At 58.8% G+C, this 25,970-nt stretch carries 19 protein-coding genes and 1 tRNA gene; 14 read left to right on the top strand and 6 right to left on the bottom strand.

What is annotated here, in order from left to right; translation table 11 throughout:
* The first annotated feature begins 92 nt into the window (after positions 1-92).
* The 4 genes from IB246_RS07810 (at position 93) to IB246_RS07795 (ending at position 6,343) form a co-directional block, all read left to right on the top strand.
* On the top strand, positions 93-2,015 hold the full coding sequence (locus IB246_RS07810) for a PrkA family serine protein kinase (RefSeq protein WP_008027052.1): 1,923 nt from the start codon (positions 93-95) through the stop codon (positions 2,013-2,015).
* A gap of 204 nt (positions 2,016-2,219) precedes the next feature.
* Complete coding sequence (locus IB246_RS07805; RefSeq protein WP_008035961.1) at positions 2,220-3,491, top strand: YeaH/YhbH family protein; 1,272 nt, start codon at positions 2,220-2,222, stop codon at positions 3,489-3,491.
* On the top strand, positions 3,488-5,050 hold the full coding sequence (locus IB246_RS07800) for a SpoVR family protein (protein WP_008027050.1): 1,563 nt from the start codon (positions 3,488-3,490) through the stop codon (positions 5,048-5,050). The genes IB246_RS07805 and IB246_RS07800 overlap by 4 nt, the downstream gene beginning before the upstream one ends.
* 63 nt (positions 5,051-5,113) lie before the next feature.
* Positions 5,114-6,343, top strand: a complete 1,230-nt coding sequence (locus tag IB246_RS07795; protein ID WP_008035953.1) for a multifunctional CCA addition/repair protein — start codon at positions 5,114-5,116, stop codon at positions 6,341-6,343.
* 82 nt (positions 6,344-6,425) lie between these two features.
* On the opposite strand, the gene folK is transcribed toward IB246_RS07795, so the two are convergent.
* Positions 6,426-6,944: a 2-amino-4-hydroxy-6-hydroxymethyldihydropteridine diphosphokinase gene (folK, locus tag IB246_RS07790; RefSeq protein ID WP_008035951.1), complete on the bottom strand. Its 519-nt coding sequence runs from the start codon at positions 6,942-6,944 to the stop codon at positions 6,426-6,428.
* Positions 6,935-7,291, bottom strand: a complete 357-nt coding sequence (folB, locus tag IB246_RS07785) for a dihydroneopterin aldolase (RefSeq protein ID WP_008027044.1) — start codon at positions 7,289-7,291, stop codon at positions 6,935-6,937. The genes folK and folB overlap by 10 nt, the downstream gene beginning before the upstream one ends.
* Positions 7,292-7,365: 74 nt before the next feature.
* Here folB and plsY point away from each other — a divergent pair, with 74 nt between their 5' ends.
* Entirely contained in the window at positions 7,366-7,935 is a 570-nt protein-coding gene (plsY, locus tag IB246_RS07780) for a glycerol-3-phosphate 1-O-acyltransferase PlsY (RefSeq protein WP_008035949.1), read from the top strand.
* Between the two features lie 23 nt (positions 7,936-7,958).
* On the opposite strand, the gene tsaD is transcribed toward plsY, so the two are convergent.
* Complete coding sequence (gene tsaD, locus IB246_RS07775) at positions 7,959-8,984, bottom strand: tRNA (adenosine(37)-N6)-threonylcarbamoyltransferase complex transferase subunit TsaD (protein WP_008027039.1); 1,026 nt, start codon at positions 8,982-8,984, stop codon at positions 7,959-7,961.
* 199 nt (positions 8,985-9,183) lie between these two features.
* Between tsaD and rpsU the strand changes: the two genes are divergently transcribed.
* The 5 genes from rpsU (at position 9,184) to IB246_RS07750 (ending at position 17,736) form a co-directional block, all read left to right on the top strand.
* Positions 9,184-9,399, top strand: coding sequence for a 30S ribosomal protein S21 (gene rpsU, locus IB246_RS07770; protein ID WP_002551877.1), 216 nt, complete (start codon positions 9,184-9,186; stop codon positions 9,397-9,399).
* Between the two features lie 481 nt (positions 9,400-9,880).
* Positions 9,881-11,860, top strand: coding sequence for a DNA primase (gene dnaG, locus IB246_RS07765; protein WP_008035947.1), 1,980 nt, complete (start codon positions 9,881-9,883; stop codon positions 11,858-11,860).
* 67 nt (positions 11,861-11,927) lie between these two features.
* Positions 11,928-13,775, top strand: coding sequence for an RNA polymerase sigma factor RpoD (gene rpoD / locus IB246_RS07760; RefSeq protein WP_008027035.1), 1,848 nt, complete (start codon positions 11,928-11,930; stop codon positions 13,773-13,775).
* A gap of 122 nt (positions 13,776-13,897) precedes the next feature.
* A complete protein-coding gene (locus tag IB246_RS07755) occupies positions 13,898-17,644 on the top strand; it encodes a bifunctional diguanylate cyclase/phosphodiesterase (RefSeq protein ID WP_008027034.1) in 3,747 nt (1,248 codons plus the stop codon).
* A gap of 15 nt (positions 17,645-17,659) precedes the next feature.
* A tRNA-Ile gene (locus tag IB246_RS07750) sits at positions 17,660-17,736 on the top strand.
* A gap of 218 nt (positions 17,737-17,954) precedes the next feature.
* Here the strand turns inward: IB246_RS07750 and IB246_RS07745 are convergent.
* Positions 17,955-18,500: a hypothetical protein gene (locus tag IB246_RS07745; RefSeq protein ID WP_008035944.1), complete on the bottom strand. Its 546-nt coding sequence runs from the start codon at positions 18,498-18,500 to the stop codon at positions 17,955-17,957.
* 553 nt (positions 18,501-19,053) lie between these two features.
* Between IB246_RS07745 and IB246_RS07740 the strand changes: the two genes are divergently transcribed.
* The gene (locus IB246_RS07740) at positions 19,054-19,362 is read left to right on the top strand and encodes a DUF3077 domain-containing protein (protein WP_008035943.1); all 309 of its coding nucleotides are present in this window, start codon (positions 19,054-19,056) and stop codon (positions 19,360-19,362) included.
* Between the two features lie 69 nt (positions 19,363-19,431).
* On the opposite strand, the gene IB246_RS07735 is transcribed toward IB246_RS07740, so the two are convergent.
* Positions 19,432-20,079, bottom strand: a complete 648-nt coding sequence (locus IB246_RS07735) for a hypothetical protein (RefSeq protein ID WP_008035941.1) — start codon at positions 20,077-20,079, stop codon at positions 19,432-19,434.
* A gap of 145 nt (positions 20,080-20,224) precedes the next feature.
* Complete coding sequence (locus IB246_RS07730) at positions 20,225-22,579, bottom strand: glucose/quinate/shikimate family membrane-bound PQQ-dependent dehydrogenase (RefSeq protein WP_032832252.1); 2,355 nt, start codon at positions 22,577-22,579, stop codon at positions 20,225-20,227.
* Positions 22,580-22,753: 174 nt separating this feature from the next.
* On the opposite strand from IB246_RS07730, the gene IB246_RS07725 reads away from it, so the two are divergent.
* From IB246_RS07725 to IB246_RS07715, 3 genes are all read left to right on the top strand, one after another.
* The gene (locus IB246_RS07725) at positions 22,754-23,215 is read left to right on the top strand and encodes an Lrp/AsnC family transcriptional regulator (protein ID WP_008027020.1); all 462 of its coding nucleotides are present in this window, start codon (positions 22,754-22,756) and stop codon (positions 23,213-23,215) included.
* Positions 23,216-23,479: 264 nt separating this feature from the next.
* The gene (locus IB246_RS07720; RefSeq protein WP_008027019.1) at positions 23,480-25,162 is read left to right on the top strand and encodes a flavin monoamine oxidase family protein; all 1,683 of its coding nucleotides are present in this window, start codon (positions 23,480-23,482) and stop codon (positions 25,160-25,162) included.
* A 12-nt stretch (positions 25,163-25,174) separates the two neighbouring features.
* Complete coding sequence (locus tag IB246_RS07715) at positions 25,175-25,969, top strand: carbon-nitrogen hydrolase family protein (protein ID WP_008035935.1); 795 nt, start codon at positions 25,175-25,177, stop codon at positions 25,967-25,969.
* Position 25,970 lies beyond the last annotated feature (1 nt).

Here is a 25,970-nt window from a genome sequence, read left to right as displayed (position 1 = left end):
TCTGGGGGGTAAACAGCGACTGCATATCCGGTCGCTGCCAGCATCGACTGACTGATCCGGCGTCGGCTCCACGTATCGAGCGAGGTGACGTCATGAGTATCTTTAGCCACTTCCAACAACGCTTCGAGTCCACACGCCAGGAAGAACTCTCACTGCAAGAGTACCTGGAGCTGTGCAAAAAGGACCGCAGCGCCTACGTTTCCGCCGCCGAGCGTCTGTTGCTGGCCATCGGAGAACCGGAGCTGCTCGACACCTCGACCAACTCGAGGCTTTCGCGAATCTTTTCCAACAAGGTGATCCGCCGCTATCCGGCCTTTGAAGACTTCCACGGGATGGAAGAATGCATCGACCAGATCGTCTCGTATTTCCGCCATGCCGCTCAGGGCCTGGAAGAGAAAAAACAAATCCTCTATCTGCTCGGCCCCGTCGGCGGCGGTAAATCGTCCCTGGCCGAGAAGCTGAAACAGCTTATCGAGAAGGTGCCTTTCTACGCGATCAAAGGCTCGCCGGTTTTCGAATCTCCTTTGGGTCTGTTCAACGCCACCGAAGATGGCGCGATCCTCGAAGAAGACTTCGGCATTCCGCGGCGCTATCTCAACACCATCATGTCGCCATGGGCCACCAAACGCCTGGCCGAGTTCGGCGGCGACATCAGCCAGTTCCGCGTGGTGAAGCTCTATCCGTCGATCCTCAACCAGATCGCCGTGGCCAAAACCGAGCCGGGAGACGAAAACAACCAGGACATCTCGGCACTGGTGGGCAAGGTCGATATCCGCAAACTGGAAGAATTCCCGCAAAACGACGCCGACGCCTACAGCTACTCGGGCGCACTGTGCCGGGCCAACCAGGGCCTGATGGAATTCGTCGAAATGTTCAAGGCACCGATCAAGGTGCTGCACCCATTGCTGACCGCCACCCAGGAAGGCAACTACAACAGCACCGAAGGTCTGGGGGCGATTCCGTTTACCGGGATCCTGCTGGCTCACTCCAACGAATCGGAATGGCACACCTTCCGCAACAACAAGAACAACGAAGCCTTCATCGACCGGATCTACATCGTCAAAGTGCCGTACTGCCTGCGGGTCAGCGACGAAGTGAAGATCTACGACAAGCTCTTGTTCAACAGCTCCCTGGCCAAGGCGCACTGCGCACCGGACACGCTGAAGATGCTCGCCCAGTTCACCGTGCTCTCGCGCCTCAAGGAGCCGGAAAACTCGAATATCTACTCCAAGATGCGGGTCTACGACGGTGAAAACCTCAAGGACACCGATCCAAAGGCCAAGTCGATCCAGGAATACCGCGACAATGCCGGTGTCGACGAAGGCATGAACGGTCTGTCGACTCGTTTCGCGTTCAAGATTCTGTCGAAGGTCTTCAACTTCGATCCGCACGAAATCGCCGCCAACCCGGTGCATTTGCTCTACGTGCTGGAACAACAGATCGAACAGGAACAATTCCAGGCTGAAACCCGCGAACGCTACCTGCGCTTCCTCAAGGAGTACCTGGCGCCGCGTTACATCGAGTTCATCGGCAAGGAAATCCAGACCGCCTACCTCGAGTCGTACAGCGAGTACGGCCAGAACATCTTCGATCGCTACGTGTTGTACGCCGACTTCTGGATCCAGGACCAGGAATACCGCGACCCGGAAACCGGCGAAATCCTCAATCGCGTGGCGCTGAACGAAGAACTGGAGAAAATCGAAAAACCGGCCGGCATCAGCAATCCGAAGGATTTCCGCAACGAAATCGTCAACTTCGTGCTGCGCGCCCGTGCCAACAACAACGGCAAAAACCCGACCTGGCTCAGCTACGAAAAACTGCGGGTGGTCATCGAGAAGAAAATGTTCTCCAACACCGAGGACCTCCTGCCCGTCATCAGCTTCAACGCCAAGGCGAGCAAAGAGGACCAGCAGAAACACAACGACTTCGTCACACGGATGGTCGAGCGGGGCTACACCGACAAACAGGTACGACTGCTGTCCGAGTGGTACCTGCGGGTCAGAAAATCACAATAACCCGCTGCCGGTCAGACCGGTTGTCGTCAGCCAGAGGCCTGTGTACGCATTTTCTGTTACACAGGCCTCTGGAAGGTGTTCGAAAGTCGGTAGCGAGTTCAGGCAGCATCCAAAGCGCTTGGGGGAGCGTTGAATATCCCTTGGCCTTCGGTCCGATGCTGCATCACCGCTCGCCCCTTTCAGGACAGCTTCTAAGGAGCAGTCATGAGCTATGTGATCGACCGACGTCTCAATGGCAAGAACAAGAGCACGGTGAACCGTCAGCGGTTTCTGCGGCGTTACCGTGATCACATCAAAAAGGCTGTCGAAGAGGCGGTCAGCCGGCGCTCCATCACCGACATGGAACACGGCGAACAGATCAGCATTCCCGGCCGCGACATCGACGAGCCGGTGCTTCACCACGGTCGCGGGGGCAAACAGACCGTCGTGCACCCCGGCAACAAAGAGTTCACCAGCGGCGAACACATCGCCCGTCCGCCCGGAGGTGGCGGCGGCAGAGGGCCCGGCAAGGCTGGCAACTCGGGTGAAGGCATGGACGAATTCGTCTTCCAGATCACCCAGGAAGAGTTCCTCGAGTTCATGTTCGAGGACCTGGAACTGCCCAATCTGGTCAAGCGCAACCTGACCGGCACCGATACCTTCAAAACCGTTCGTGCAGGCATCAGCAACGAAGGCAACCCGTCGCGGATCAACATCATCCGCACCTTGCGCTCGGCCCACGCCCGACGAATCGCCCTGTCCGGCAGCAGCCGGGCGAAACTGCGCGAAGCCAAAGAGGAATTGCTGCGACTCAGGCAGGAAGAACCGGACAACTTCGGCGATATTCAGGAAATCGAGGCGGAAATAGAAAAACTCAGTGCGCGCATTCATCGCATACCGTTCCTCGACACCTTCGACCTCAAGTACAACCTGCTGGTCAAGCAACCCAACCCCAGTTCGAAGGCGGTGATGTTCTGCCTGATGGACGTGTCCGGCTCCATGACCCAGGCGACCAAGGACATCGCCAAGCGTTTCTTTATCCTGCTGTACCTGTTCCTCAAACGTAATTACGACAAGATTGACGTAGTTTTCATCCGCCACCACACCAGTGCCCGGGAAGTGGATGAGGAAGAATTCTTCTATTCCCGCGAAACCGGCGGCACCATCGTTTCCAGCGCGCTGAAACTGATGCAGGAGATCATGGCCGAACGCTATCCGAGCAACGAGTGGAATATCTACGCCGCCCAGGCTTCCGACGGCGATAACTGGAATGACGACTCGCCGATCTGCCGCGACATTCTGATCAACCAGATCATGCCGTTCGTGCAGTACTACACTTACGTTGAGATCACCCCGCGCGAACATCAGGCCCTGTGGTTCGAGTACGAGCGCATCGCCGAAGCCTTTTCTGACACCTTTGCCCAGCAACAACTGGTCTCGGCCGGGGATATCTATCCGGTCTTCCGTGAACTCTTCCAGCGCAGGTTAGTGACATGACCGCCAAAGAGCAGAAGCGCCAACCCATTTCCACCGGCTCCGAATGGACGTTCGAGCTGATCCAGGCCTACGACCGCGAAATCAGTCGTATCGCGGCTCGCTATGCACTCGACACCTACCCTAACCAGATCGAAGTGATCACGGCCGAGCAGATGATGGACGCGTATGCCTCCGTCGGCATGCCGCTGGGTTATCACCATTGGTCGTACGGCAAACACTTCCTCAGCACCGAAAAATCCTACACTCGCGGGCAGATGGGACTGGCCTACGAAATCGTGATCAACTCGGACCCCTGCATCGCCTACCTGATGGAAGAAAACACCATCTGCATGCAGGCGTTGGTGGTGGCTCACGCCTGCTACGGGCACAACAGCTTTTTCAAAGGCAACTACCTGTTTCGCACCTGGACCGACGCCAGCTCGATCATCGATTACCTGGTGTTCGCCAAGCAGTACATCATGCAGTGCGAAGAGCGCCACGGCATCGACGCGGTCGAGGACCTGCTGGACTCCTGCCATGCATTGATGAATTACGGGGTTGACCGCTACAAACGCCCTTACCCGATTTCCGCCGAGGAAGAACGTCGTCGGCAAAAGGACCGGGAGGAGCATTTGCAGAAACAGATCAACGATCTGTGGCGCACCATTCCGAAAGGCGCGGACAAGTACAGCGACCGGGACAACGCACGCTTCCCCGCCGAACCGCAGGAAAACATCCTGTATTTCATCGAAAAACACGCGCCGCTGCTGGAGCCCTGGCAGCGGGAGATCGTGCGGATCGTGCGTAAGATCGCCCAGTATTTTTACCCGCAACGCCAGACTCAGGTGATGAACGAAGGCTGGGCCACGTTCTGGCATTACACCCTGATGAACGACCTGTACGACGAAGGCCTGGTCACCGACGGCTTCATGATGGAGTTCCTGACGTCCCACACCAGCGTGGTCTTCCAGCCGGGCTTCGACAGCCCGTACTACAACGGAATAAACCCCTACACCCTGGGCTTTGCCATGTACCGTGATATCCGGCGCATGTGTGAAACCCCCACCGAGGAAGATTATCGCTGGTTCCCGGAAATCGCCGGCACCGACTGGCTATCCACCATCAAGTTCGCCATGAGCAGCTTCAAGGATGAAAGCTTCATCCTGCAGTACCTGTCGCCGAAGGTGATCCGCGACCTGAAATTGTTCAGCATTCTCGATGATGACCAGAAGGACGACCTGCTGGTACCGGCCATCCACGACGAAGATGGCTACCGCACCATCCGTGAAACCCTGGCCGCGCAGTACAACCTGGGCAATCGCGAACCCAACATCCAGATCTACAGCATCGACCGCCGCGGAGACCGCTCCCTGACCCTGCGTCACCAGCAACACGACCGCAAACCGCTGGGCGAGTCCACCGAGGAAGTGCTTAAACACTTGCACCGCCTATGGGGCTTCGACATTCACCTGGAAACCCTGCAAGGGGATCAGGTGATGAAAACCCACCACGTACCGCCCAGAAGCGAGCACAGCGAAGGCGAATACGGCCGGCTGGACCTGGCCGTCATTCATCTTTGATCCTGTTCGTGCCTCCGCAAGCTCGACGCAACGGTTATTCTGTCGGGCTAACGGAGGTTTTTTATGCGGATTTATAAAGTCGGCGGTGCGGTACGCGATCGCCTGCTGGGCAAACCTGTCACCGATATCGACTGGGTCGTGGTCGGCGCCACCACCGAAGAAATGCTCGCCAAGGGCTATCGCCCGGTGGGCGCGGACTTCCCAGTGTTTCTTCATCCAAAAAGTGGTGAGGAATATGCCCTCGCCCGGACTGAACGCAAAAGCGGACGCGGTTACGGCGGTTTTACCTTTCACGCCAGCCCTGAAGTAACCCTCGAAGAAGACCTGATTCGTCGCGACCTGACGATCAACGCCATGGCTGAAGACGATCAACAGAATTTGACCGACCCGTACCATGGCCAACGCGATCTCGAAGCTCGCGTTCTGCGTCACGTTTCCCCCGCATTTGCCGAAGATCCGCTCCGTGTTCTGCGTGTTGCGCGCTTTGCCGCTCGTTATGCGGAATTGGGCTTCACCGTCGCACCGGAAACGCTGGAGCTGATGCGCCAACTCAGCGAGTCGGGCGAACTGGAGGCATTGACCGCCGAACGCAGCTGGAAAGAAATTTCCCGCGCACTGCTGGAAGATCAACCGCAGGTGTTTATCGAAGTGCTGCGCGAGTGCGGCGCTCTCAAGGTACTGATGCCAGAAGTCGACGCCCTGTTCGGCGTACCGCAACCGGAAGCTCATCACCCGGAAATAGACACGGGCGTGCACACCTTGAGCGTGCTTGAGCAATCAGCGCTGCACAAACAACCACTGACTGTGCGCTGGGCTTGCCTGCTGCATGACCTGGGCAAAGGACTGACGCCGAAAGAAGACTGGCCGCGGCACATTGCCCACGAACACACCGGCCTGAAGCTGATCAAAGCGGTCAATGAACGCTTCAAGGCACCGAAGGACTGCCAGGAACTGGCTTTGCTGGTGGGGCAATATCACACCCATGGCCATCGCGCCCTGGAGCTAAAGCCCTCGACGCTGCTGGAGCTGCTGCAAAGTTTTGACGTCTATCGTCGTCCGCAGCGGTTTGAGGAGTTCATTGCGGCGTGTGAAATGGACGCGCGCGGGCGCAAAGGGCTGGAGCAGAGAAGTTATCCACAGGCGGATTATTTGCGCGGGGCGGCGAATGCAGCCCGCAGCGTGGCGGTACAACCGCTGCTGGAGAAGGGATTCAAGGGGCCTGAATTGGGAGAGGCGATCAAGCGTGAGCGGCTCAAGGCCTTGAAAGCCTACAAAGACGGGGCGTCTGCCTGAAAAGCATCGCGAGCAAGCTCGCTCCCACAGGTTTAGCGCAACCCTTGTGGGAGCGAGCCTGCTCGCGATGGCGTCATCAGCCTCACAGGAGATGCAATGGAGTCAACGGCTTCCCACGCCATTCAAACGCCACCGGCGCCAACACCTGATCAATCTGCGCTTCGCCCCACAACGTCGCAAAGCTTTTGCCTACACCCGGATGCACACGATCCGGTGCAATGAGCGACAACGGCCACAATACGAAGGCATTTTTCAGGATCTCTGCGCGCGGCAGAATCAATCCGTCGAAGTTGCCCACCAGATCACCGAACAACAGCACGTCGATATCCAGCGGCAAACCCTTGCGGTCCGGTGCATAGCGGCCGTTGTCCGCCTCGATGAATTTCAGTCGGCGGTCCAGTTCTATCAGCGGCAAATCGGTGTAAGCCGAGACCACGAAATTGAAGAACGGCCCGCTCTTGATCCCCACCGGCTGGCTTTCAAACACCGCCGAGCATCTTATATCCACCAGAAAAACCGCCAGGGCTTCCAGGCCAGCCTGCAAATGGGTTTCGCGCTCGATATTGCTACCGAGCCCGAGGTACACCTGAGTCAGCGACATCCGCGCTCGATCTCCACGCCCACACCACCGGTGGCCGCCGGGACGGCACCTGGCTTGGTCAGTTTGAGACGCATCCAGGTGATGTTGAACTCGCTCATCAGCACCTCAACCAGACGCTCGGCAAAGGTCTCGACCAACTGGAACTGCGCTTGCTCGGCAAAGGCCTGGATGCGCGACGAAACGCTCGCGTAATCGAGCGCCAGGGTCAGGTCATCACCCGCCGCGGCCGGGCGATTGTCCCAGGCGAAGCTCAGATCAAGACGCAAGCACTGTCGGATGCCTCGCTCCCAGTCGTAGGCACCGATCACGGTGTCGACTTCCAGGCCCTCGATAAACACTCTGTCCAAGCACTTTTCTCCGCTGCACGACAAGGGCGCAATGCGCCGTTAGAATCAGGGCGTCCTCGCCCGGAATAGTTAGCATGTTTTGGTTACTGGCGACTCTCGCCTACCTGCTCGGCTCTCTGTCCTTCGCCATTTTGCTCAGCCGCCTGACCGGTAGCCCCGATCCGCGAATGAGTGGCTCGGGCAATGCCGGTGCCACCAACATGTTGCGTCTGGCCGGCAAGAAACTCGCCATCCTGACCTTGATCGGCGACCTCTGCAAAGGGCTGTTGCCGGTGCTGATCGCCGGTGTTGCGGGTCTTTCGCTGCAAGAACAGGCCTGGATCGGCGTTTGTGCCGTCATCGGGCACCTGTTCCCGCTGTATTTTCGCTTTCGCGGTGGCAAAGGTGTCGCCACTGCTGCCGGCATGTTACTGGGGCTTTACCCGCCAGCAGCCCTGCTGGCGGTCTGTGCCTGGCTGCTGACGTTCTACCTGACCCGCACCAGCTCACTCGCCGCGCTGATCGCCACACCGCTGACCCTGCCGCTGCTGGCCTGGCAGGAACCGGCGGCCTTGCTGCCCATGAGCGCGCTCACGGGCATGATCGTCTGGCGTCATCGGGGCAATCTACGCGACCTGTTTGCCGGGCGCGAACGGCATTTTTAAATACCGGACGTGAGCGCCGCTCATCACAGCCCTGACAATTGCTCCATCGGCCAGCGTGCCTGCACGCTGATCGCCAGACTTTCGTGCTGACCGGCCTGCAAGCGCTGGCAGCCGGCAAACGCAATCATTGCGCCATTATCGGTGCAGAACTCCGGACGGGCGTAAAACACGTCACCCTTCATGTCGCCGAGCATTTTTTCCAGTGAAGAGCGCAGCGCCTTGTTGGCGCTGACGCCCCCTGCGATGACCAGACGCTTCATGCCCGCCTGTTTCAGGGCGCGCTTGCACTTGATGGTCAAAGTCTCCACCACGGCCTGCTGGAACGCCAGCGCGATGTCGCAACGGGCTTGCTCGCTGTCGTCCCCGGCGCTGACGCTCTGCTGCCAGGTGTTGAGGGCGAAGGTTTTCAGGCCACTGAAGCTGAAAGCCAGGCCCGGGCGGTCGCACATCGGACGCGGAAAAGTGAAACGTCCTGCAACGCCTTGCTCCGCCAGACGAGCGATTTCCGGACCGCCCGGATAATTCAGCCCCATCATCTTCGCGGTCTTGTCGAAGGCTTCACCGGCAGCATCGTCGAGGGTTTCGCCCAAGAGCGTGTATTGACCGATCCCGTCGACCTGAACCAGCTGCGTATGACCGCCCGACACCAACAAAGCGACGAACGGGAATTCCGGCGGTTGCGACTCCAGCATCGGCGCCAGCAAATGGCCTTCCATGTGGTGCACGCCGAGCGCCGGAATACCCCAGGCAAAGGCCAGCGCCTGAGCACAGGAAGCACCGACCAGCAGCGCCCCGACCAGCCCCGGACCCGCGGTGTAGGCGATCGCGTCGATCTCGGTGGGCACGCAGCCCGCCTCGGCCAACACCTGACGAATCAAGGGCAGCATGCGTTTGACGTGGTCACGCGAAGCCAGCTCCGGCACGACGCCACCATAGGCGCGATGCAGGTCGATCTGGCTGAACAGCGCGTCGGCCAGCAAGCCGCGTTCACTGTCATATAATGCGACACCGGTTTCGTCGCAGGAGGTTTCTAATCCCAGTACTAGCATGGGTTTGCGCCTTGTTTAGGCTGAATTCGAAGGCGCGCATAATAGTCGCCATGTGATGCCCCGACTAGCGGTTTTCGATCAGAGGCTTTGCATTCCGAGCGATGAGGGGTTAACATCCGCAACCCTTAAAAACCGACGTCTTCAAGTGCTCTTTTGCCGCGAGGATGTTGACCCCGGTAATGAATGAAGGTAGCTCTGGATGCCAGCCGTCAAAGTAAAAGAGAACGAACCCTTCGACGTAGCTCTGCGTCGTTTCAAGCGCTCCTGCGAAAAAGCCGGTGTACTGGCTGAAGTTCGTAGCCGCGAATTTTACGAGAAGCCAACTTCTGAGCGTAAGCGCAAAGCAGCAGCCGCTGTTAAGCGTCACGCCAAGAAAGTTCAGCGCGAACAGCGCCGCGCCGTTCGTCTGTACTAATACACAGACGTTCGTAGCAAGCTTCTGCCAAGCCCGGCCCTCAGCCGGGCTAATGGCATTTGCGGACAACGCTTGATGCTTCACCGTCAAAGCCGCAGACGCGACCGAGACAAACCTGCTTCACAGCGTCAGACCTGGCTCTTTTGCCAGCGGTGCACGTCTTTTCTGACGAGCCTTCCAAGGCTACTGACGAGCACACCCACTGATTCCTCTCACGACGATCAGCCCAAGGCACCTTCTTGCGTGCCCGCTTATGAGCTATCCGAGGCCATCGACTGGCCGCAGCGGATTCAGCGAAACACTTTCAAATAGTCGAATACTGATTGGTATTAACGTCAGTGGATTTTCGGCAGATACACTTCCCGACAGCGATTACGCAGACGACACTGGTCGAGCCGCACACTTTGCGCGCCTCAAGCAATGACCCGCGTTCGCCGGCCCTTCGTTTTGGGTCCATTTCAGCGCAGATGACGAGACCGCCATGGCCGGGCTAATTCCCCAGAGCTTCATTGACGACCTTCTGAACCGCACCGACATCGTCGATGTGGTCAGCTCGCGCCTGCAACTGAAAAAGGCCGGCAAGAACTACACTGCCTGCTGCCCGTTCCACAAAGAAAAAACCCCTTCTTTCAGCGTCAGCCCCGACAAGCAGTTCTATTACTGCTTCGGCTGCGGCGCTGGCGGTAACGCCCTCGGCTTCATGATGGACCACGACAACCTGGACTTCATCCAGGCGGTCGAAGAACTGGCCAAAGCCGCCGGCATGGAAATCCCCCGCGAAGAAAGCGGCCGGCCGCACAAACCGCGGCAGCCAACCGATTCGCCGCTTTACCCGCTGCTCACCGCCGCCGCCGATTTCTATCGTCAGGCACTGAAAAGCCATCCGTCGCGCAAAGCCGCGGTGGATTACTTGAAGGGTCGCGGACTGACCGGCGAGATCGCCCGGGACTTCGGCCTCGGTTTCGCTCCGCCCGGCTGGGACAATCTGTTCAAGCACCTGAGCAGCGACACGCTGCAACAGAAAGCCATGGTCGATGCCGGCCTGCTGATCGAAAACGCCGAAACCGGCAAGCGCTATGACCGCTTCCGCGATCGCGTGATGTTTCCGATCCGAGACAGCCGCGGCCGCATCATTGCTTTTGGTGGACGGGTGCTGGGCGATGACAAACCGAAATACCTGAACTCACCGGAAACCCCGGTATTCCATAAGGGCCAGGAACTCTACGGCCTTTATGAAGCACGCAAAAACAACCGTAACCTCGACGAAATCATCGTCGTCGAAGGCTACATGGACGTCATCGCCCTCGCCCAGCAAGGCCTGCGCAATGCCGTCGCCACACTCGGCACCGCCACCAGCGAAGAGCACTTGAAGCGTCTGTTTCGCGTCGTGCCCAACGTTTTGTTCTGCTTCGACGGCGACCAGGCTGGCCGCAACGCCGCATGGCGAGCACTGGAAGCCACCCTGCCCTGCCTGCAAGACGGGCGACGGGCGCGCTTTCTGTTTCTGCCCGAGGGCGAAGACCCGGATACACTGGTCCGCTCCGAAGGCACCGATGCGTTCCGCGCGCGGATCAACCAGCACGCGCAGCCATTGGCAGACTACTTTTTCCAGCAACTGACCGAGGAATCGGACCCGCGCTCGCTCGAAGGCAAGGCCCACATGGCCACCCTCGCGGCGCCGCTGATCGACAAGGTTCCGGGCGCGAACCTGCGGATCCTCATGCGCAAGCGCCTGTCCGAAATCACCGGGCTCAGTGGCGAAGCGGTGACCCAGCTGGTGCAAAGCGCACCTCAGGACGCGCCGCCCGCTTACGATCCGGGCATCGATTACGACGCGATGCCGGATTACGGCGATTACCATCAGCCGCAGGCACAAGAGATGTACGTGCCGCAGCAGGAATGGACGCCGAAGAAACCCGGCGCCGGCGGCAAGAAATGGGACAAGAAACCGTGGGACAAAAATGGCAAGCGTGGCGGTGATCGCGATCAACAAAGCCCCCCGCGCACACCGATTGCCGTGGAAGCCCCGACCCTGATTGCGCTTCGCACGCTCATTCATCATCCGGAACTGGCTGGCAGGGTAGAAACCGCCGATCACTTCGCCAATGAGAGCAACACCTACGCGCAATTGCTGGTGGCCCTTATCGAGGCCGTGCAAAAAAATCCTAAGCTAAACTCAATTCAGTTAATGGCCCGCTGGCATGGGACGGAGCAGGGACGCCTTCTCAAAGCATTGGCGGAAAAGGAATGGCTGATTGAAGGCGGCAACCTTGAACAACAGTTTTTAGACACCATTACTAGGCTATCAGCCGGTCAACACACCGATAGCCTGGAAGCACTTATCAGAAAAGCAAGACAGCCGGGATTGACCGCAGAGGAAGCAAATCAGATCGCAAATCAGATGCGCGACCTATTAAAACGCAATATGACTGTACCAAACCCGACCTCAACTGGCGCGTGAGGTCATAGCTCAGGTATAATCCTCGGCTTGTTTTTTGCCCGCCAAGACCTTCAGTGGATAGGGTGTTATGTCCGGAAAAGCGCAACAGCAGTCTCGTATCAAAGAGTTGATCACACTTGGTCGTGAGCAGGGCTACCTGACTTACGCGGAGGTCAACGACCACCTGCCGGAGGATATTTCAGATCCGGAACAGGTGGAAGACATCATCCGCATGATCAATGACATGGGGATCAACGTATTCGAGGTTGCGCCAGATAAGGATTCCCTTATGCTGGCCGACGCCGATACCGACGAAGCCGCGGCCGAAGAGGCAGCAGCAGCGTTGGCAGCGGTCGAAACCGACATCGGTCGCACCACCGACCCGGTGCGCATGTACATGCGCGAAATGGGTACGGTAGAGCTCCTGACACGTGAAGGCGAAATCGAAATCGCCAAACGTATTGAAGAAGGCATCCGCGAAGTGATGGGCGCAATCGCGCACTTCCCTGGCACGGTTGACCATATTCTCTCCGAATACACTCGCGTCACCACCGAAGGTGGCCGCCTGTCCGACGTCCTGAGCGGTTATATCGACCCGGACGACGGCATTGCGCCGCCTGCTGCAGAAGTGCCGCCGCCAGTCGATCCGAAAGCCGTGAAAGCGGACGACGATACCGATGACGATGACGCCGAAGCTTCGGATGACGAAGAAGAAGCCGAAAGCGGTCCGGATCCGATCATCGCCGCACAGCGTTTTGGCGCTGTCGCTGATCAGATGGAAATCACCCGCAAGGCTCTGAAAAAGCACGGTCGCAACAACAAGGCAGCTATCGCCGAACTGTTGGCCCTGGCTGAGCTGTTCATGCCGATCAAACTGGTGCCGAAGCAATTCGAAGGCCTGGTCGAGCGTGTTCGCAGTGCCCTGGATCGTCTGCGTCAGCAAGAGCGCGCGATCATGCAATTGTGCGTGCGTGATGCCCGTATGCCGCGTGCCGACTTCCTGCGCCAGTTCCCGGGCAACGAAGTTGACGAAAGCTGGAGCGACGCTCTGGCCAAAGGCAAAAGCAAATATGCTGAAGCCATTGGTCGCCTGCAGCCGGACATCATTCGTTGCCAGCAGAAGCTGACCGCGCTGGAAACCGAAACAGGTTTGACGATCGCCGAGATCAAGGACATCAACCGTCGCATGTCGATCGGTGAGGCCAAGGCCCGCCGCGCGAAGAAAGAGATGGTCGAAGCGAACTTGCGTCTGGTGATCTCCATCGCCAAGAAGTACACCAACCGTGGCCTGCAATTCCTCGATCTGATCCAGGAAGGCAACATCGGTTTGATGAAAGCGGTAGACAAGTTCGAATACCGCCGCGGCTACAAATTCTCGACTTATGCCACCTGGTGGATCCGTCAGGCGATCACTCGCTCGATCGCCGACCAGGCCCGCACCATCCGTATTCCGGTGCACATGATCGAGACGATCAACAAGCTCAACCGTATTTCCCGGCAGATGTTGCAGGAAATGGGTCGCGAACCGACCCCGGAAGAGCTGGGCGAACGCATGGAAATGCCTGAGGACAAGATCCGCAAGGTATTGAAGATCGCTAAAGAGCCGATCTCCATGGAAACCCCGATCGGTGATGACGAAGACTCCCATCTGGGTGACTTCATCGAAGACTCGACCATGCAGTCGCCAATCGATGTTGCTACCGTTGAGAGCCTTAAAGAAGCGACTCGCGAAGTCCTGTCCGGCCTCACTGCCCGTGAAGCCAAGGTTCTGCGCATGCGCTTCGGTATCGACATGAATACCGACCACACGCTTGAAGAGGTTGGTAAGCAGTTCGACGTGACCCGTGAACGGATTCGTCAGATCGAAGCCAAGGCGCTGCGCAAGCTGCGCCACCCGACGAGAAGCGAGCATCTGCGCTCCTTCCTCGACGAGTGATCACAAACCCCCCGGCCCAGGCCGGGGGTTTTGCTTTATGCAGATTAAATCCCCCGCACTTCCCTCCCGCCGAATTGCCCGTCTACACTCGAAACATTCCCCCGAGCCATAACGAGACCGTTATGCCCAGACTGCCGACCGTGCTTTTTTTGCTGTCGCTGATGACCTGGACCGCAACGGCTGGCGCGCTGACTCTGACCGACGAAGAACGTAGCTGGTTGACGGCCCACCCTGACTTACGCTTGGGTGTCGATGCGTCATGGCCACCCTTTGAGTTTCGTGACGATCAGGGCCGCTATCAGGGCCTTGCGGCGGATTACATCGATCTGATTCGCCAACGCCTGGCCATTAAGCTCACGCCCATCGAGCCTGTGAGCTGGACGGCTGTGCTTGAGCAGGCCAAACAAGCGAAACTGGACCTGTTGCCGGGCATCATGTCGACCCCGGAGCGTCAGAAATACCTGGCGTTTACGCGCCCCTACCTCGACTTTCCGATCGTCATTCTTGCCCACGTCGGAGGCGCTCAACCGCACAAGCTTGAAGAGTTGTACGGTCTGAAAATCGCCGTGGTGGAAAACTACGCGCCTCATGAACTGCTGCGCACTCACCACCCCGACCTGAACCTTGTGGGCATGCCCAACGTCAGTTCAGCCTTGCAGGCACTGGCGACCGATGAAGTGGACGCGGTGGTCGGCGATCTCGCTTCCAGCGTCTGGAGCCTGCGCCAACTCAAGCTCGATGGGCTCTATGTCAGCGGCGAGACGCCCTATCGCTATCAACTGGCCATGGGCGTGCCTCAGAACAAGAAGATTCTGGTCGGCATCCTCGACAAAGTCCTGGCGGACATGACACCGGCAGAAATCAGCGCCATCCAGGAACATTGGGTCGGTAACGTCCTCGATCATCGAACCTTCTGGTCCGATCTGATCGTTTACGGCCTGCCGGGGTTGCTGTTGCTGATCACCGTGCTGGCGGTGGTCATCCGGATCAATCGCCGACTGAGTTCGGAAATCTCCCGCCGCGTCGACCTTGAACAGGAACTGCGCAGCAGCGAATACCATTATCGCGGGCTGGTGGAGAGCCTTTCGGCCATTGCCTGGGAAGCGCGGATCACCGATTTCACCTACAGCTATGTGTCGCCCCATGCCGAAGAATTGCTTGGTTATCCCCTGTCCCATTGGCTGATTCCGGGGTTCTGGCGCAACATCATCCACCCCGCCGACCTGACCCGCGCCCAGACCTTCTGCGATCACGAAGTCCTGGCCGGGCGCGATCACAGCCTCGACTACCGGGTCATCACCGCCGACGGCCGTTGCCTGTGGGTGCGCGACATCGTCAGCCTGATCGAGCACGGTCATGAGCCGGTGATGCGCGGGTTGATGATCGACATCAGTGAAACCAAGCGCACCGAAGAGGCATTGCGCCTGTCGGAGCAGAAGTTTGCCTCGGTGTTCCAGCAATGCCCGGACATTCTGGTCATTGCGCGGTTGTCGGATGGCTGCCTGCTGGAGGTCAACGAAGCGTTCGAGGAGCAGATTGGCCTCAAAGCCGAGGAAGTCATCGGTCAGACCGCCACCGACCTGAACATCTGGGGCATACCCGGCGTTGGGCCAGGTCTGTTGCAACGCTTGCAGGCCGGCAGCATCCGTAACCTGGAGATGCCCTTTCGCCGCAGCAATGGCCAAGTGTTTACCGGCCTGATCTCCGCCGAACCTTTCGACCTCGACACGACCCCGGCGCTGGTGGTGGTTGTGCGCGATATCAGTAAGCTCAAGGAAACCCAGCAACAGCTGCAAACGTCCGAAGAAAAATTCGCCAAAGCCTTCCACGCGTCCCCCGACGGTTTGCTGCTGTCCCGGCAGAGCGATGGCTTGCTGCTGGAGGTCAACGAAGGCTTCAGCCGCATTACCGGTTTCAACAGTGCGATGTCGGTGGATCGTTCGGCGCTTGAGTTGGGGATCTGGGTCAATCTCAACGAACGCAAACAGATGCTCGACCTGCTGCACCGGGATGGTTTCGTCCGTGACTTCAGTTGCCATATCCGCCGCAGCGACGGGCAGATCCGCCTCTGCGAGGTGTCCAGCCGTCCTCTGCCGATCGGCGATGAAGACTGCATGTTGACCATCGCCCGGGACATCACCGAGCGACACCTGATGCAGGAAAAACTGCAACAAGCCGCGACTGTGTTCGAGAGCACCGCCGAGGGGGTTTTGATCACCGACACGCAGCAACACATCAGCGCGGTCAATCGCGCGTTTACCGAAATTACCGGCTACAGCGAAAGCGAAGCACTGGGCCACACCCCGCGCCTGCTTGCCTCAGGCCTGCATGACAGCGCCTTCTACGCGGCCATGTGGCATCAACTGACCGCCGAAGGCCATTGGCAGGGCGAGATTTCCAACCGGCGCAAAAACGGCGAGTTGTACCCGAGCTGGCTGACCATCAGCGCCGTGCGCAACCGCGACAAGTTCATCACCCACTTTGTTGCCGTGTTTGCGGACATTTCCAGCCTGAAGCACGCGCAAGCCAAACTCGATTATCAGGCGCACCACGACCCGCTCACCGGCCTGCCCAACCGCACACTGTTCGAAAGCCGGCTGCTGACCGCGCTCAACAACCAGCAGGAAAACGGCGGCCAGGGCGCGGTGTTGTTCCTCGATCTGGACCGTTTCAAACACATCAATGACAGCCTCGGCCACCCGGTCGGCGACCTGCTGCTCAAGGGCATCGCCGTGCGTCTGAAGGAGCAGTTGCGCGATATCGACACCGTGGCGCGACTGGGAGGCGACGAGTTCATCATCCTGCTGCCAGGCCTGCAGCAATCCACCGACGCCGACAATATCGCAACCAAGTTGCTCAACTGCTTCAGCGCGCCATTCCAGGCCGGCGAGCATGAGTTCTTCATCAGCGCCAGCATCGGCACCAGCCTGTATCCCAAGGACGGCTGTGACGTCGCCACGCTGGTCAAAAACGCCGACGCAGCGATGTATCGCTCCAAGGCCAAGGGCCGCAACCGGGTCGAGAGCTATACCCGCGACCTGACCGCCCAGGCCAGCGAGCGCGTCGCACTGGAGCACGAGCTGCGCCGTGCCATCGAGCGCAATGAGCTGTCCCTGTGTTACCAGCCCAAAATCAGCCTGGAGGACCATCGCCTTGTCGGCGCCGAAGCGCTGATCCGCTGGCATCACCCGACCTTCGGCGCCGTGCCGCCAGAGCACTTCATTCCGCTGGCCGAAGAGAACGGGATGATCCTGCAAATCGGCGACTGGGTGCTCGAGACCGCGTGTCGGCAGATGTACGAATGGAATCAGACCTATGAATGCCTCGGCCCGCTGTCGGTCAACCTCGCAGGCGCACAACTGCGTCAACCCAACCTGCTCGGCCGGATCGAACAACTGCTCAAGGACAACGGCCTTCAGCCCGGGTTATTGCAACTGGAAATTACCGAGAACTTCATCATGAGCCAGGCCGAGGAAGCGCTGGCGGTGCTGCATCAACTCAAACACCTGGGCGTGCAACTGGCCATCGACGACTTCGGCACTGGCTATTCCTCCCTGAGCTACCTCAAACGCCTGCCGCTGGATATTCTCAAGATCGACCAGTCTTTCGTCCGCGGCCTGCCGGATGATCCCCACGATGCGGCAATCGTTCGCGCCATCATCGCGCTGGGTCGCAGCATGCAATTCACCGTGATAGCCGAAGGCGTCGAGACCCTGGCGCAGCAACTATTTCTCGCCGAAGAAGGCTGCGAACAGATTCAGGGCTACATCGTCAGCTTGCCGTTGCGGGCGGACGAATTCGCCGCGACGTTTCTTCGTATAGCCGTATCGGATTTTTCGGATAGCACAGCCGAGAAACCGTCGCTATAATCCGCGGCCTACTGAGGGCCTATAGCTCAGTTGGTTAGAGCAGAGGACTCATAATCCTTTGGTCCACGGTTCAAGTCCGTGTGGGCCCACCAAATTGAAAGCCGCGCATTGCGCGGCTTTCGTCAGACTTAATGATTGACGTGAATATCAACTTTCATTAGATTTGACTCGTCGAAGCGACTGACCGGATGAGATTGAGCGCTTCCCAGCGGCGAAAGCCGTAACCGCGCAAGGCGGTTCGTAAGTGGTGTCCGGATCTGCTTTACCGAATCGAAAAAGACGCCTACGGCGTCTTTTTTCGTTTCTGCCCCTAGCGTTTGGTCGAGCTCGATTGCCGCAAGTAGACCTTACCGCACAGCAGCATAAAGCCCATTTTGCCCAGCAACCTTGGCGGCTGCTCGGCTTGGTGATAAGCACTTTCAACCACCAGATTCAGATCCTGCGGCTTTTCCTTGGCCGCCCGCCGTATCTCAAAAAACACGTGATAAGGCCCGGCAGGATCCTGAATCGTCATAGAGTATGCCCAATTGCGTAGGGCTGCAGTCTCACGGACCTTGGACTGGGGATGGTTTAACCCCTGGATCACCGTCGGTAGACCCAATGACAGCCGATAACGGATTGCACAGAAGGTGCGCGGCCGTCCTGCACCATCGAGAAGGATTGGTTCACCGGCCGGATGCGTCGCCGCGTCATACCCCCGACTGAAACAGTGGCTCGAAAAAGTGACATGCACGCGCAAATCACGCTTGGCCAACTGGCTCGCAATCGTGAAATTGAACGGTTCAAGGTGAACAAAATCGAAGGTCTGATCGCCAATGGTCAGTGCTGGAAAATAAGCGGTCACTTCGGTCTCCATTCCGCCAACCTCGAACCAAGGCTCGACGCCACGAGAAAGAAACAATGATCAACAAGAGGCCACCACTGTGTATGTCAGACGCTTCCGAAATTGGTGTTCCTCTCTCGTCCTGAAACGATTTACATCTGATTTCAAGGCGAGACAGTCCAAACAAGAAAGCCGCTTAATGCGCGGCTTTTTCGTGAATGGTGTTTGGTTTTGTTTACTTCAGGTGGCGCAATATCGGATGACGTCCGCAGACCTTGTAGGCAAACTCCGAATCGTGTTTTGTGGGCACTTTGATGCCTTGTTGCGCTGTTCTTCGACGGGATAGTCTCCGGACGTCGCTGCAAATGCAGTGATCGGGTGTGGTAACCCGGCGAAACCAGCGCACTAATGCACGCATTTCGAACGAAGGTAGTTTTCAGGCCTGAATTCTTGATATGGCGGCTGTGCGTGGGACGCCCTCGGGCGTGCCGGTTTCCTTGGTTCCCGGTTTACCACCCTGCGTACAGCTGCCACCTTTTCGTGTGGTAACGAAAAATGGCAGCTCCTGGAACCCTGGAGTAAAACCATGCCTCAAACAAATCCGCTCCACCCCTCAGAACTGAAAACCATCGGCCTCACCCCCTTCATCTACTGCTCAAACCAACCGCTGTTCCATGTCAGTAGTGGTGTCCCCCTCGCCGATGCTCTAGCTCAGGCCTCAAATCTGTTGTACCTCGCCAAGGAGCTGACCATGGACGCCGCCTACGCCAAAGACACCGACCGCCACGCCTGGGCCGCGCATTACCTGACGTCGATGAGCAAGGCCGTGGTCGATGATGTGATGAAGGTGCTGGAGCGCGGACCTGATCGCGCCAATACGAAGTCCGAAAAATAGCGGCCAATTGACCGTGGAATGAGCCCCGAGAATTCGGGGCTTTCACAGGATGATCGGTGGCGCGTTGTCTTACGCCCAAACACCCAACGCTGGAATGGCCTGCACTGGCCGCAACCGCTCAAGCATCTCACGCGTAAACACCACCTCATACGTATCCGCCGCCCTGCCCCACTGTTCCACGATGACCATGGCGTCGACCAACACGCGCCCCAATTCGGTAATCGTGTCCGCCAGGTCCTCGACGATTGCTTGAGTCCGGCCCCACATGCGATCAGTCATCGCTTGAAGCTCAGCCGCAATACGGTCAGATGACGCAGGGTCCGTATCGGGACAGGTGATGTTGCGCAGTAAATGCTGAAGCTCTTTTACTTTTGCGTAATCCTGTTCCGCCCCCAGCGCACCTTTCAGGATGCTGACGGCTTTCGTCTTGTCGACGCGATTCCCGGACCGATGTGTCGAAGACAATGTCTGCCCCATGGCGCCAGCCATCAGGACCATTATTCGGGCTTCCACGTGCGCTTTCATTGCTTCCATCGATGAAATCGGGCGCGCCAGGGTAATGGCAGCGCCTCCTTGATGCCGCAAGTCCATGGTCACGGACAGGGTCACGCCGCCGGTTGCAAACCCCAAAGCGCGGGCCACGACGTAGTGGCCCATTTCGTGATTGGCAATCTGCAATGCACGATCGCGCATGGCTGAAGGCATCTGCTTCGTCATCTCCGTCTCCTTGCATCCCTCGACTTAGCATTCGACTACGAGTGGCGATTGCTGTCCATCCTGTGCGTTGCTGGCTTCGGGTCGGTTCGCTCAACAAAAAAAAGCCGCGCAATCGCGCGGCTTTTTCGTACGTGCGATTCAGCCTTTACTCAGGCAAGGCATACGCAATCACGTAATCCCCACGATCCGTTGACTGACGCGCACCGCCCACCGTCAGCAGGATGTACTGCTTACCGGTTTTCGGCGAAACATACGTCATCGGACCCGACTGGCTACCCACCGGCAAACGCGACTTCCAGATCTCATTCCCGTTACCCGTATCGAACGCCCGCAGGTAGAAATCCTGGGTACCGGCGAAGAACAGCAGGCCGGACTGGGTGGCCAGGGAAGCACCGAGGGTCGGCATGCCAATCGGTATCTGCAAATGCATGCGGATACCCAGCGGGCCGGTGTCTTGCACGGTGCCGACCGGGACTTGCCACATCAGTTTGTGGGTCTTGAGGTCGATGGCGGACATCGTGCCGAACGGCGGCTTCTGGCACGGAATGCCCACCGCCGAGAGGAAGCGTTCGCGCATCGCCCCGAACGGTGTGCCTTCCTGTGGCACGACGCCCATTTCGATACCGCTGGCCCCGGCGGCGATCTTGTTGCGCGGGATCATGTAGTTGGCCAGGCCCAGGCGCATGTCGTTGACGAACATGTAGTTCGTGTTTGGATCTACCGAGACGCTGCCCCAGTTCATACCACCCAACGAGCCCGGGAATTGCAGCGCGCGGTCCATGCCCGGTGGGGTGTAGACGCCTTCGTGGCGCATGCCTTTGAACTGGATGCGGCACATCAACTGGTCAAACGGCGTGGCGCCCCACATGTCGGCTTCGGTCAGGGTCTTGTTGCCGATGGACGGCATGTCCACCGAGAACGGCTGGGTGGGCGAATAGCGTTCGCCAGGCACACTACCTTGCGGAACCGGGCGCTCTTCGACGCGCGCGATCGGCACGCCGGTTTCGCGGTTGAGCAGGAAGATCTCGCCTTGTTTGGTGACTTGCGCCAAGGCTGGCTGCAGGCCGCCCTTGTCGTCCGGTACGTCGTACAACAACGGCTGAGCCGGCAGGTCGAAGTCCCACAGGTCGTGATGGGTGGTCTGGAAGTGCCAGCGCACCTGACCGGTCTTCACGTCGATGGCGACGATGGACGAACTCCACTTGTCATCGAATGCCGTGCGTTGACCACCAAAGAAGTCTGGCGTGGCGTTGCCGGTGGGCAAGTAGACCAGACCGAGTCTGGCGTCGTAGGACATGGCCGACCAGACGTTCGGTGTGCCACGGGTGTAGGTCTCACCAGCCGGTGGACGTTTGGTGGTGTTCGGATTGCCCGGATCCCACGCCCACACCAGTTCACCGCTGCGTACATCGTAAGCGCGGACCACGCCTGGCGGTTCACCGGTGGAGTAGTTGTCGGCCACACGGCCACCGACGATCACCACGTCACCTGCGACCAGCGGGGTTGAGGTTTGCTGGTAGTAACCGGGCTTCACTTCACCCATGTCGGTGGTCAGATCGACCGTGCCTTTGTTGCCAAACTCTTCACACGGCTTGCCGGTCTCGGCATTGATCGCGATCAGACGGGCATCGCCGGTCGGTAGAAACAGACGTTTCGTACAGGCAGTGGGCTTGTTATCCGAAGACACTGGCGTCTCGGAATAACCCAGGCCACGACAACGCTGCCAGTTTGGCGCAGTACCTTGCGGGTCGAACTTCCAGCGTTGGGCGCCGGTGTCGACGTCCAGCGCGAAGACTTTGCCGTAAGCGGTGCAGGTGTAGACCGTGTCGCCGATTTGCAGCGGGGTGTTCTGGTCTTCAGCGCCAGCGCCGGTGCTTTGCGGGATGTCGCCGGTGCGGAAGGTCCACGCCACCTGCAACTTGTCGATGTTGCCTTTGTTGATCTGGTCCAGTGCGGCAAAGCGGTTGCCAGCGGTGGTGTTGCCCCAATGGGCCCAGTCTTTCTGCTCGGTACCCGGAGCGACCGGCGTAACAGCCGGTTCAATGCTGGCCTTGACCACATGGGTCGGCACGAACATGTAGGCCATCGTTGCGACAACGCCGACGCCCAGGATACCGGCGAGGCCATAAGCGCCACGGCCGGCAGTCGCGCCTGAAGCACGGACCAGCGTCGGATAGATCAGCGCAACGACCACGCCGATCACGGCGAAGGTCAGCACGCGCGAGACCAGTGGCCAGTATTCGAAACCGGTGTCCCATACGGCCCAGATCGCGGTAAGAATCAGCGCCACGCCATACAGCCACGCACCTTGCGGCTTGCGACGGGCGATCATCAGTCCGGACACCAGCATCGCCAGGCCCATCAGCAGGAAATACCAGCTGCCACCCAGCGAGACCAGATAACCGCCGCCACCGGCCAGGCCGAGTCCGATCAACGCAATCAGGACACCCAGCCCCGACAGCAACCATTTGCCGCCGCCGGCAGCCCCAGAATTATTCATGTCGGTAATTTTCCCCATTTGTGACAAGCGCGGAATAATGTACTACCTAGTTACTTATGGCAAATTGTCGCAGGTAAAAATGGCATGAACGGTACTGAGGCTAGATCAAACATCCGGTATGCGAGCGGTGCTGTAACATGCTGACCCATTGATTTGTGTTGCTGGAGACGACCATTGCCTGACACTCGCCCGCCCGTTCTTGACGAAATCGACCGCCAATTGATCGCGGCCCTGCAAATCAATGCCCGCGAAAGCGTGGCCATGCTCGCCCGGCAATTGGGCATCGCCCGCACCACCGTGACGTCGCGGCTGTCGCGTCTGGAAAAGGCCAGGGTCATCACCGGTTACGGCGTGCGCTTGGGCCAGCGTGTGGTGGACGGCGGATTGCAGGCGTACGTCGGGATCACGGTGCAGCCGCGCTCCGGCAAGGAAGTGTTGCGGCGCTTGAGTGCGATGGCTCAGGTTCAGCAGTTGTGTGCCGTAAGTGGCGAATTTGATTATGTGGCGTGGCTACGCACTGATTCGCCGGAGCAACTGGATCAGTTGCTGGATCAGATCGGCAGTGTGGACGGGGTGGAGAAGACGACCACGTCGATCATTCTCAGCAGCAAGATAGATCGCGGCCAGCCGGTTTAGACGCGGTCCAAGGTGGGAGCGAGACTGGCTTGCCGGCGAATCGATTTACCCATCACTATCAATGTCGACTGACACACCGTCATCGCGAGCAGGCTCGCTCCCACACTGGACGGTGTGTAGCAATAGCTCGTCATTTTGCTCAATTAATTAGCAAAACGACGACACATTGCGTCTTATTAACGTGTTCTACGCTCTCTAGAATGGCTGCCATCTTTTCCTATACTCAGACGCGCACCCCGCGTCCGGTCGCCAGCAAGGTCAGCCATGAACAAGAACAATCGCCATCCTGCAGACGGTAAAAAACCAGTCACCATTTTTGGCCCGGACTTTCCTTTCGCCTTCGACGACTGGATCGAACACCCGGCCGGCCTCGGCAGCATTCCTGCGCACAACCACGGCGCCGAAGTAGCGATTGTCGGCGCCGGTATCGCCGGTTTGGTCGCGGCCTACGAACTGATGAAACTGGGCCTCAAGCCCGTCGTCTATGAAGCCTCGAAATTGGGCGGCCGTCTGCGCTCGCAGGCGTTCAACGGGACCGATGGCATCGTCGCCGAACTGGGCGGCATGCGCTTCCCGGTGTCGTCCACCGCGTTTTACCACTACGTCGACAAGCTCGGCCTCGAGACCAAACCCTTTCCCAATCCGCTGACCCCTGCCTCTGGCAGCACCGTCATCGACCTGGAAGGCAAAACCCATTACGCACAGAAACTGGCGGATCTTCCGGCACTGTTCCAGGAAGTGGCTGACGCGTGGGCGGACGCACTGGAAGCCGGCTCACAGTTCTCCGATATCCAGCAAGCGATCCGCGACCGCGACGTGCCACGCCTCAAAGAGTTGTGGAACACCCTGGTTCCGCTGTGGGACGACCGCACCTTCTACGACTTTGTCGCCACCTCAGAAGCATTCGCCAAGCTGTCGTTCCATCACCGCGAAGTATTCGGCCAGGTTGGTTTCGGCACCGGTGGCTGGGACTCGGACTTCCCGAACTCGATGCTGGAAATCTTCCGCGTAGTGATGACTAACTGCGACGATCACCAACACCTGGTCGTCGGCGGCGTCGAACAAGTGCCGCAAGGCATCTGGCGCCATGCGCCGGAACGTTGCGTGCACTGGCCCGAAGGCACCAGCCTCAAGTCGCTGCACAGAGGCGCGCCACGCTCCGGGGTCAAAAAAATCGCTCACGCCGCGGACGGTCGTTTTGCGGTCACCGATAACAACGGCGATACCCGCGAGTACGCGGCAGTGCTGACCACCTGCCAGAGCTGGCTGCTGACCACCCAGATCGAGTGCGACGAAACACTGTTCTCGCAAAAGATGTGGATGGCCCTCGACCGCACCCGCTACATGCAATCTTCCAAAACCTTCGTGATGGTCGACCGCCCGTTCTGGAAGGACAAGGATCCGGAAACCGGCCGCGACCTGATGAGCATGACCCTCACCGATCGCCTGACCCGCGGCACCTATCTGTTCGATAACGGCGACGACAAGCCGGGCGTGATTTGCCTGTCGTACTCGTGGATGAGCGATGCGTTGAAAATGCTTCCGCACCCGGTGGAAAAACGCGTCGAACTGGCGTTGAACGCGCTGAAAAAGATCTACCCGAAAGTCGACATCGCCGCGCGAATCATCGGCGATCCGATCACCGTGTCGTGGGAAGCCGACCCGCATTTCCTTGGCGCCTTCAAAGGCGCATTGCCCGGTCATTATCGTTACAACCAGCGCATGTATGCGCACTTCATGCAGGCTGATATGCCGGCCGAACAACGCGGGATTTTCATCGCTGGCGACGACGTTTCGTGGACGCCTGCGTGGGTCGAAGGCGCGGTGCAGACCTCGCTCAATGCGGTGTGGGGCATCATGAAACACTTCGGCGGTGAAACTCACGCCGAGAACCCGGGTCCAGGAGATGTGTTCAACGAGATCGGTCCGATCGCCCTGCCCGAGTAAAAGGAGTTCGAAATGCGCGTAGCCCTTTACCAATGTCCACCGCTGCCTCTGGACGTCGCTGGCAATTTGCAGCGCCTGCACCAACTGGCGCTGGAGGCCAAAGGCGCCGATTTGCTGGTGCTGCCGGAGATGTTCCTGACCGGTTACAACATCGGCGTCGATGCCGTCAGAGTCCTGGCGGAGGTGCACAACGGTGAATCGGCGCAACAGATCGCGCGCATTGCCAAGACCGCGGGGATCGCCATTTTGTATGGCTATCCCGAGCGCACCGAAGACGGGCAGATCTACAACGCCGTGCAACTGATCGACGCCAATGGCGAACGCCTGTGCAACTACCGCAAGACTCACCTGTTCGGCGACCTCGATCACTCGATGTTCAGCGCCGGCCAGGATGATTTTCCGCTGGTGGAGCTCAACGGCTGGAAGCTCGGTTTCCTGATTTGCTACGACATGGAGTTCCCGGAGAACGCGCGGCGTCTGGCCCTGGCCGGCGCCGAGCTGATTCTGGTGCCGACAGCGAACATGATTCCTTACGACTTCATCGCCGACGTCACCGTCCGCGCCCGCGCCTTCGAAAACCAGTGTTATGTGGCGTATGCCAATTACTGCGGCAACGAAGGCGACATCCACTACTGCGGCCAGAGCAGCATCGCCGCACCGGATGGCAACCGCATCGCTCAGGCGGGCCTCGATGAAGCGCTGATTGTCGGTGAGCTGGATCGCCAGTTGATGATCGATTCCCGCGCCGCCAATCGTTACTTCCTCGATCGCCGCCCCGAGCTTTACGGCGAGCTGAGCAAGCGCTGAC

Origin of the sequence: Pseudomonas sp. PDM01, from assembly GCF_014852325.1 — a bacterium.
Taxonomy (GTDB): Bacteria; Pseudomonadota; Gammaproteobacteria; order Pseudomonadales; family Pseudomonadaceae; genus Aquipseudomonas; species Aquipseudomonas migulae.
This window is presented reverse-complemented; position numbering and strand designations above follow the sequence as displayed.

Bases quoted from the DNA above. Each gene is read 5' to 3' on its own strand.
- IB246_RS07800 (WP_008027050.1), top strand. From the start codon at position 3,488: ATGACCGCCAAAGAGCAGAAGCGCCAACCCATTTCCACCGGCTCCGAA.
- IB246_RS07805 (WP_008035961.1), top strand. From the start codon at position 2,220: ATGAGCTATGTGATCGACCGACGTCTCAATGGCAAGAACAAGAGCACG.
- IB246_RS07755 (WP_008027034.1), top strand. From the start codon at position 13,898: ATGCCCAGACTGCCGACCGTGCTTTTTTTGCTGTCGCTGATGACCTGG.
- IB246_RS07810 (WP_008027052.1), top strand. From the start codon at position 93: ATGAGTATCTTTAGCCACTTCCAACAACGCTTCGAGTCCACACGCCAG.
- IB246_RS07730 (WP_032832252.1), bottom strand. From the start codon at position 22,579: ATGAATAATTCTGGGGCTGCCGGCGGCGGCAAATGGTTGCTGTCGGGG.
- plsY (WP_008035949.1), top strand. From the start codon at position 7,366: ATGTTTTGGTTACTGGCGACTCTCGCCTACCTGCTCGGCTCTCTGTCC.
- folK (WP_008035951.1), bottom strand. From the start codon at position 6,944: ATGTCGCTGACTCAGGTGTACCTCGGGCTCGGTAGCAATATCGAGCGC.
- IB246_RS07745 (WP_008035944.1), bottom strand. From the start codon at position 18,500: ATGGAGACCGAAGTGACCGCTTATTTTCCAGCACTGACCATTGGCGAT.
- IB246_RS07720 (WP_008027019.1), top strand. From the start codon at position 23,480: ATGAACAAGAACAATCGCCATCCTGCAGACGGTAAAAAACCAGTCACC.
- IB246_RS07795 (WP_008035953.1), top strand. From the start codon at position 5,114: ATGCGGATTTATAAAGTCGGCGGTGCGGTACGCGATCGCCTGCTGGGC.
- rpoD (WP_008027035.1), top strand. From the start codon at position 11,928: ATGTCCGGAAAAGCGCAACAGCAGTCTCGTATCAAAGAGTTGATCACA.
- tsaD (WP_008027039.1), bottom strand. From the start codon at position 8,984: ATGCTAGTACTGGGATTAGAAACCTCCTGCGACGAAACCGGTGTCGCA.
- IB246_RS07740 (WP_008035943.1), top strand. From the start codon at position 19,054: ATGCCTCAAACAAATCCGCTCCACCCCTCAGAACTGAAAACCATCGGC.
- dnaG (WP_008035947.1), top strand. From the start codon at position 9,881: ATGGCCGGGCTAATTCCCCAGAGCTTCATTGACGACCTTCTGAACCGC.
- rpsU (WP_002551877.1), top strand. From the start codon at position 9,184: ATGCCAGCCGTCAAAGTAAAAGAGAACGAACCCTTCGACGTAGCTCTG.
- IB246_RS07735 (WP_008035941.1), bottom strand. From the start codon at position 20,079: ATGACGAAGCAGATGCCTTCAGCCATGCGCGATCGTGCATTGCAGATT.
- IB246_RS07715 (WP_008035935.1), top strand. From the start codon at position 25,175: ATGCGCGTAGCCCTTTACCAATGTCCACCGCTGCCTCTGGACGTCGCT.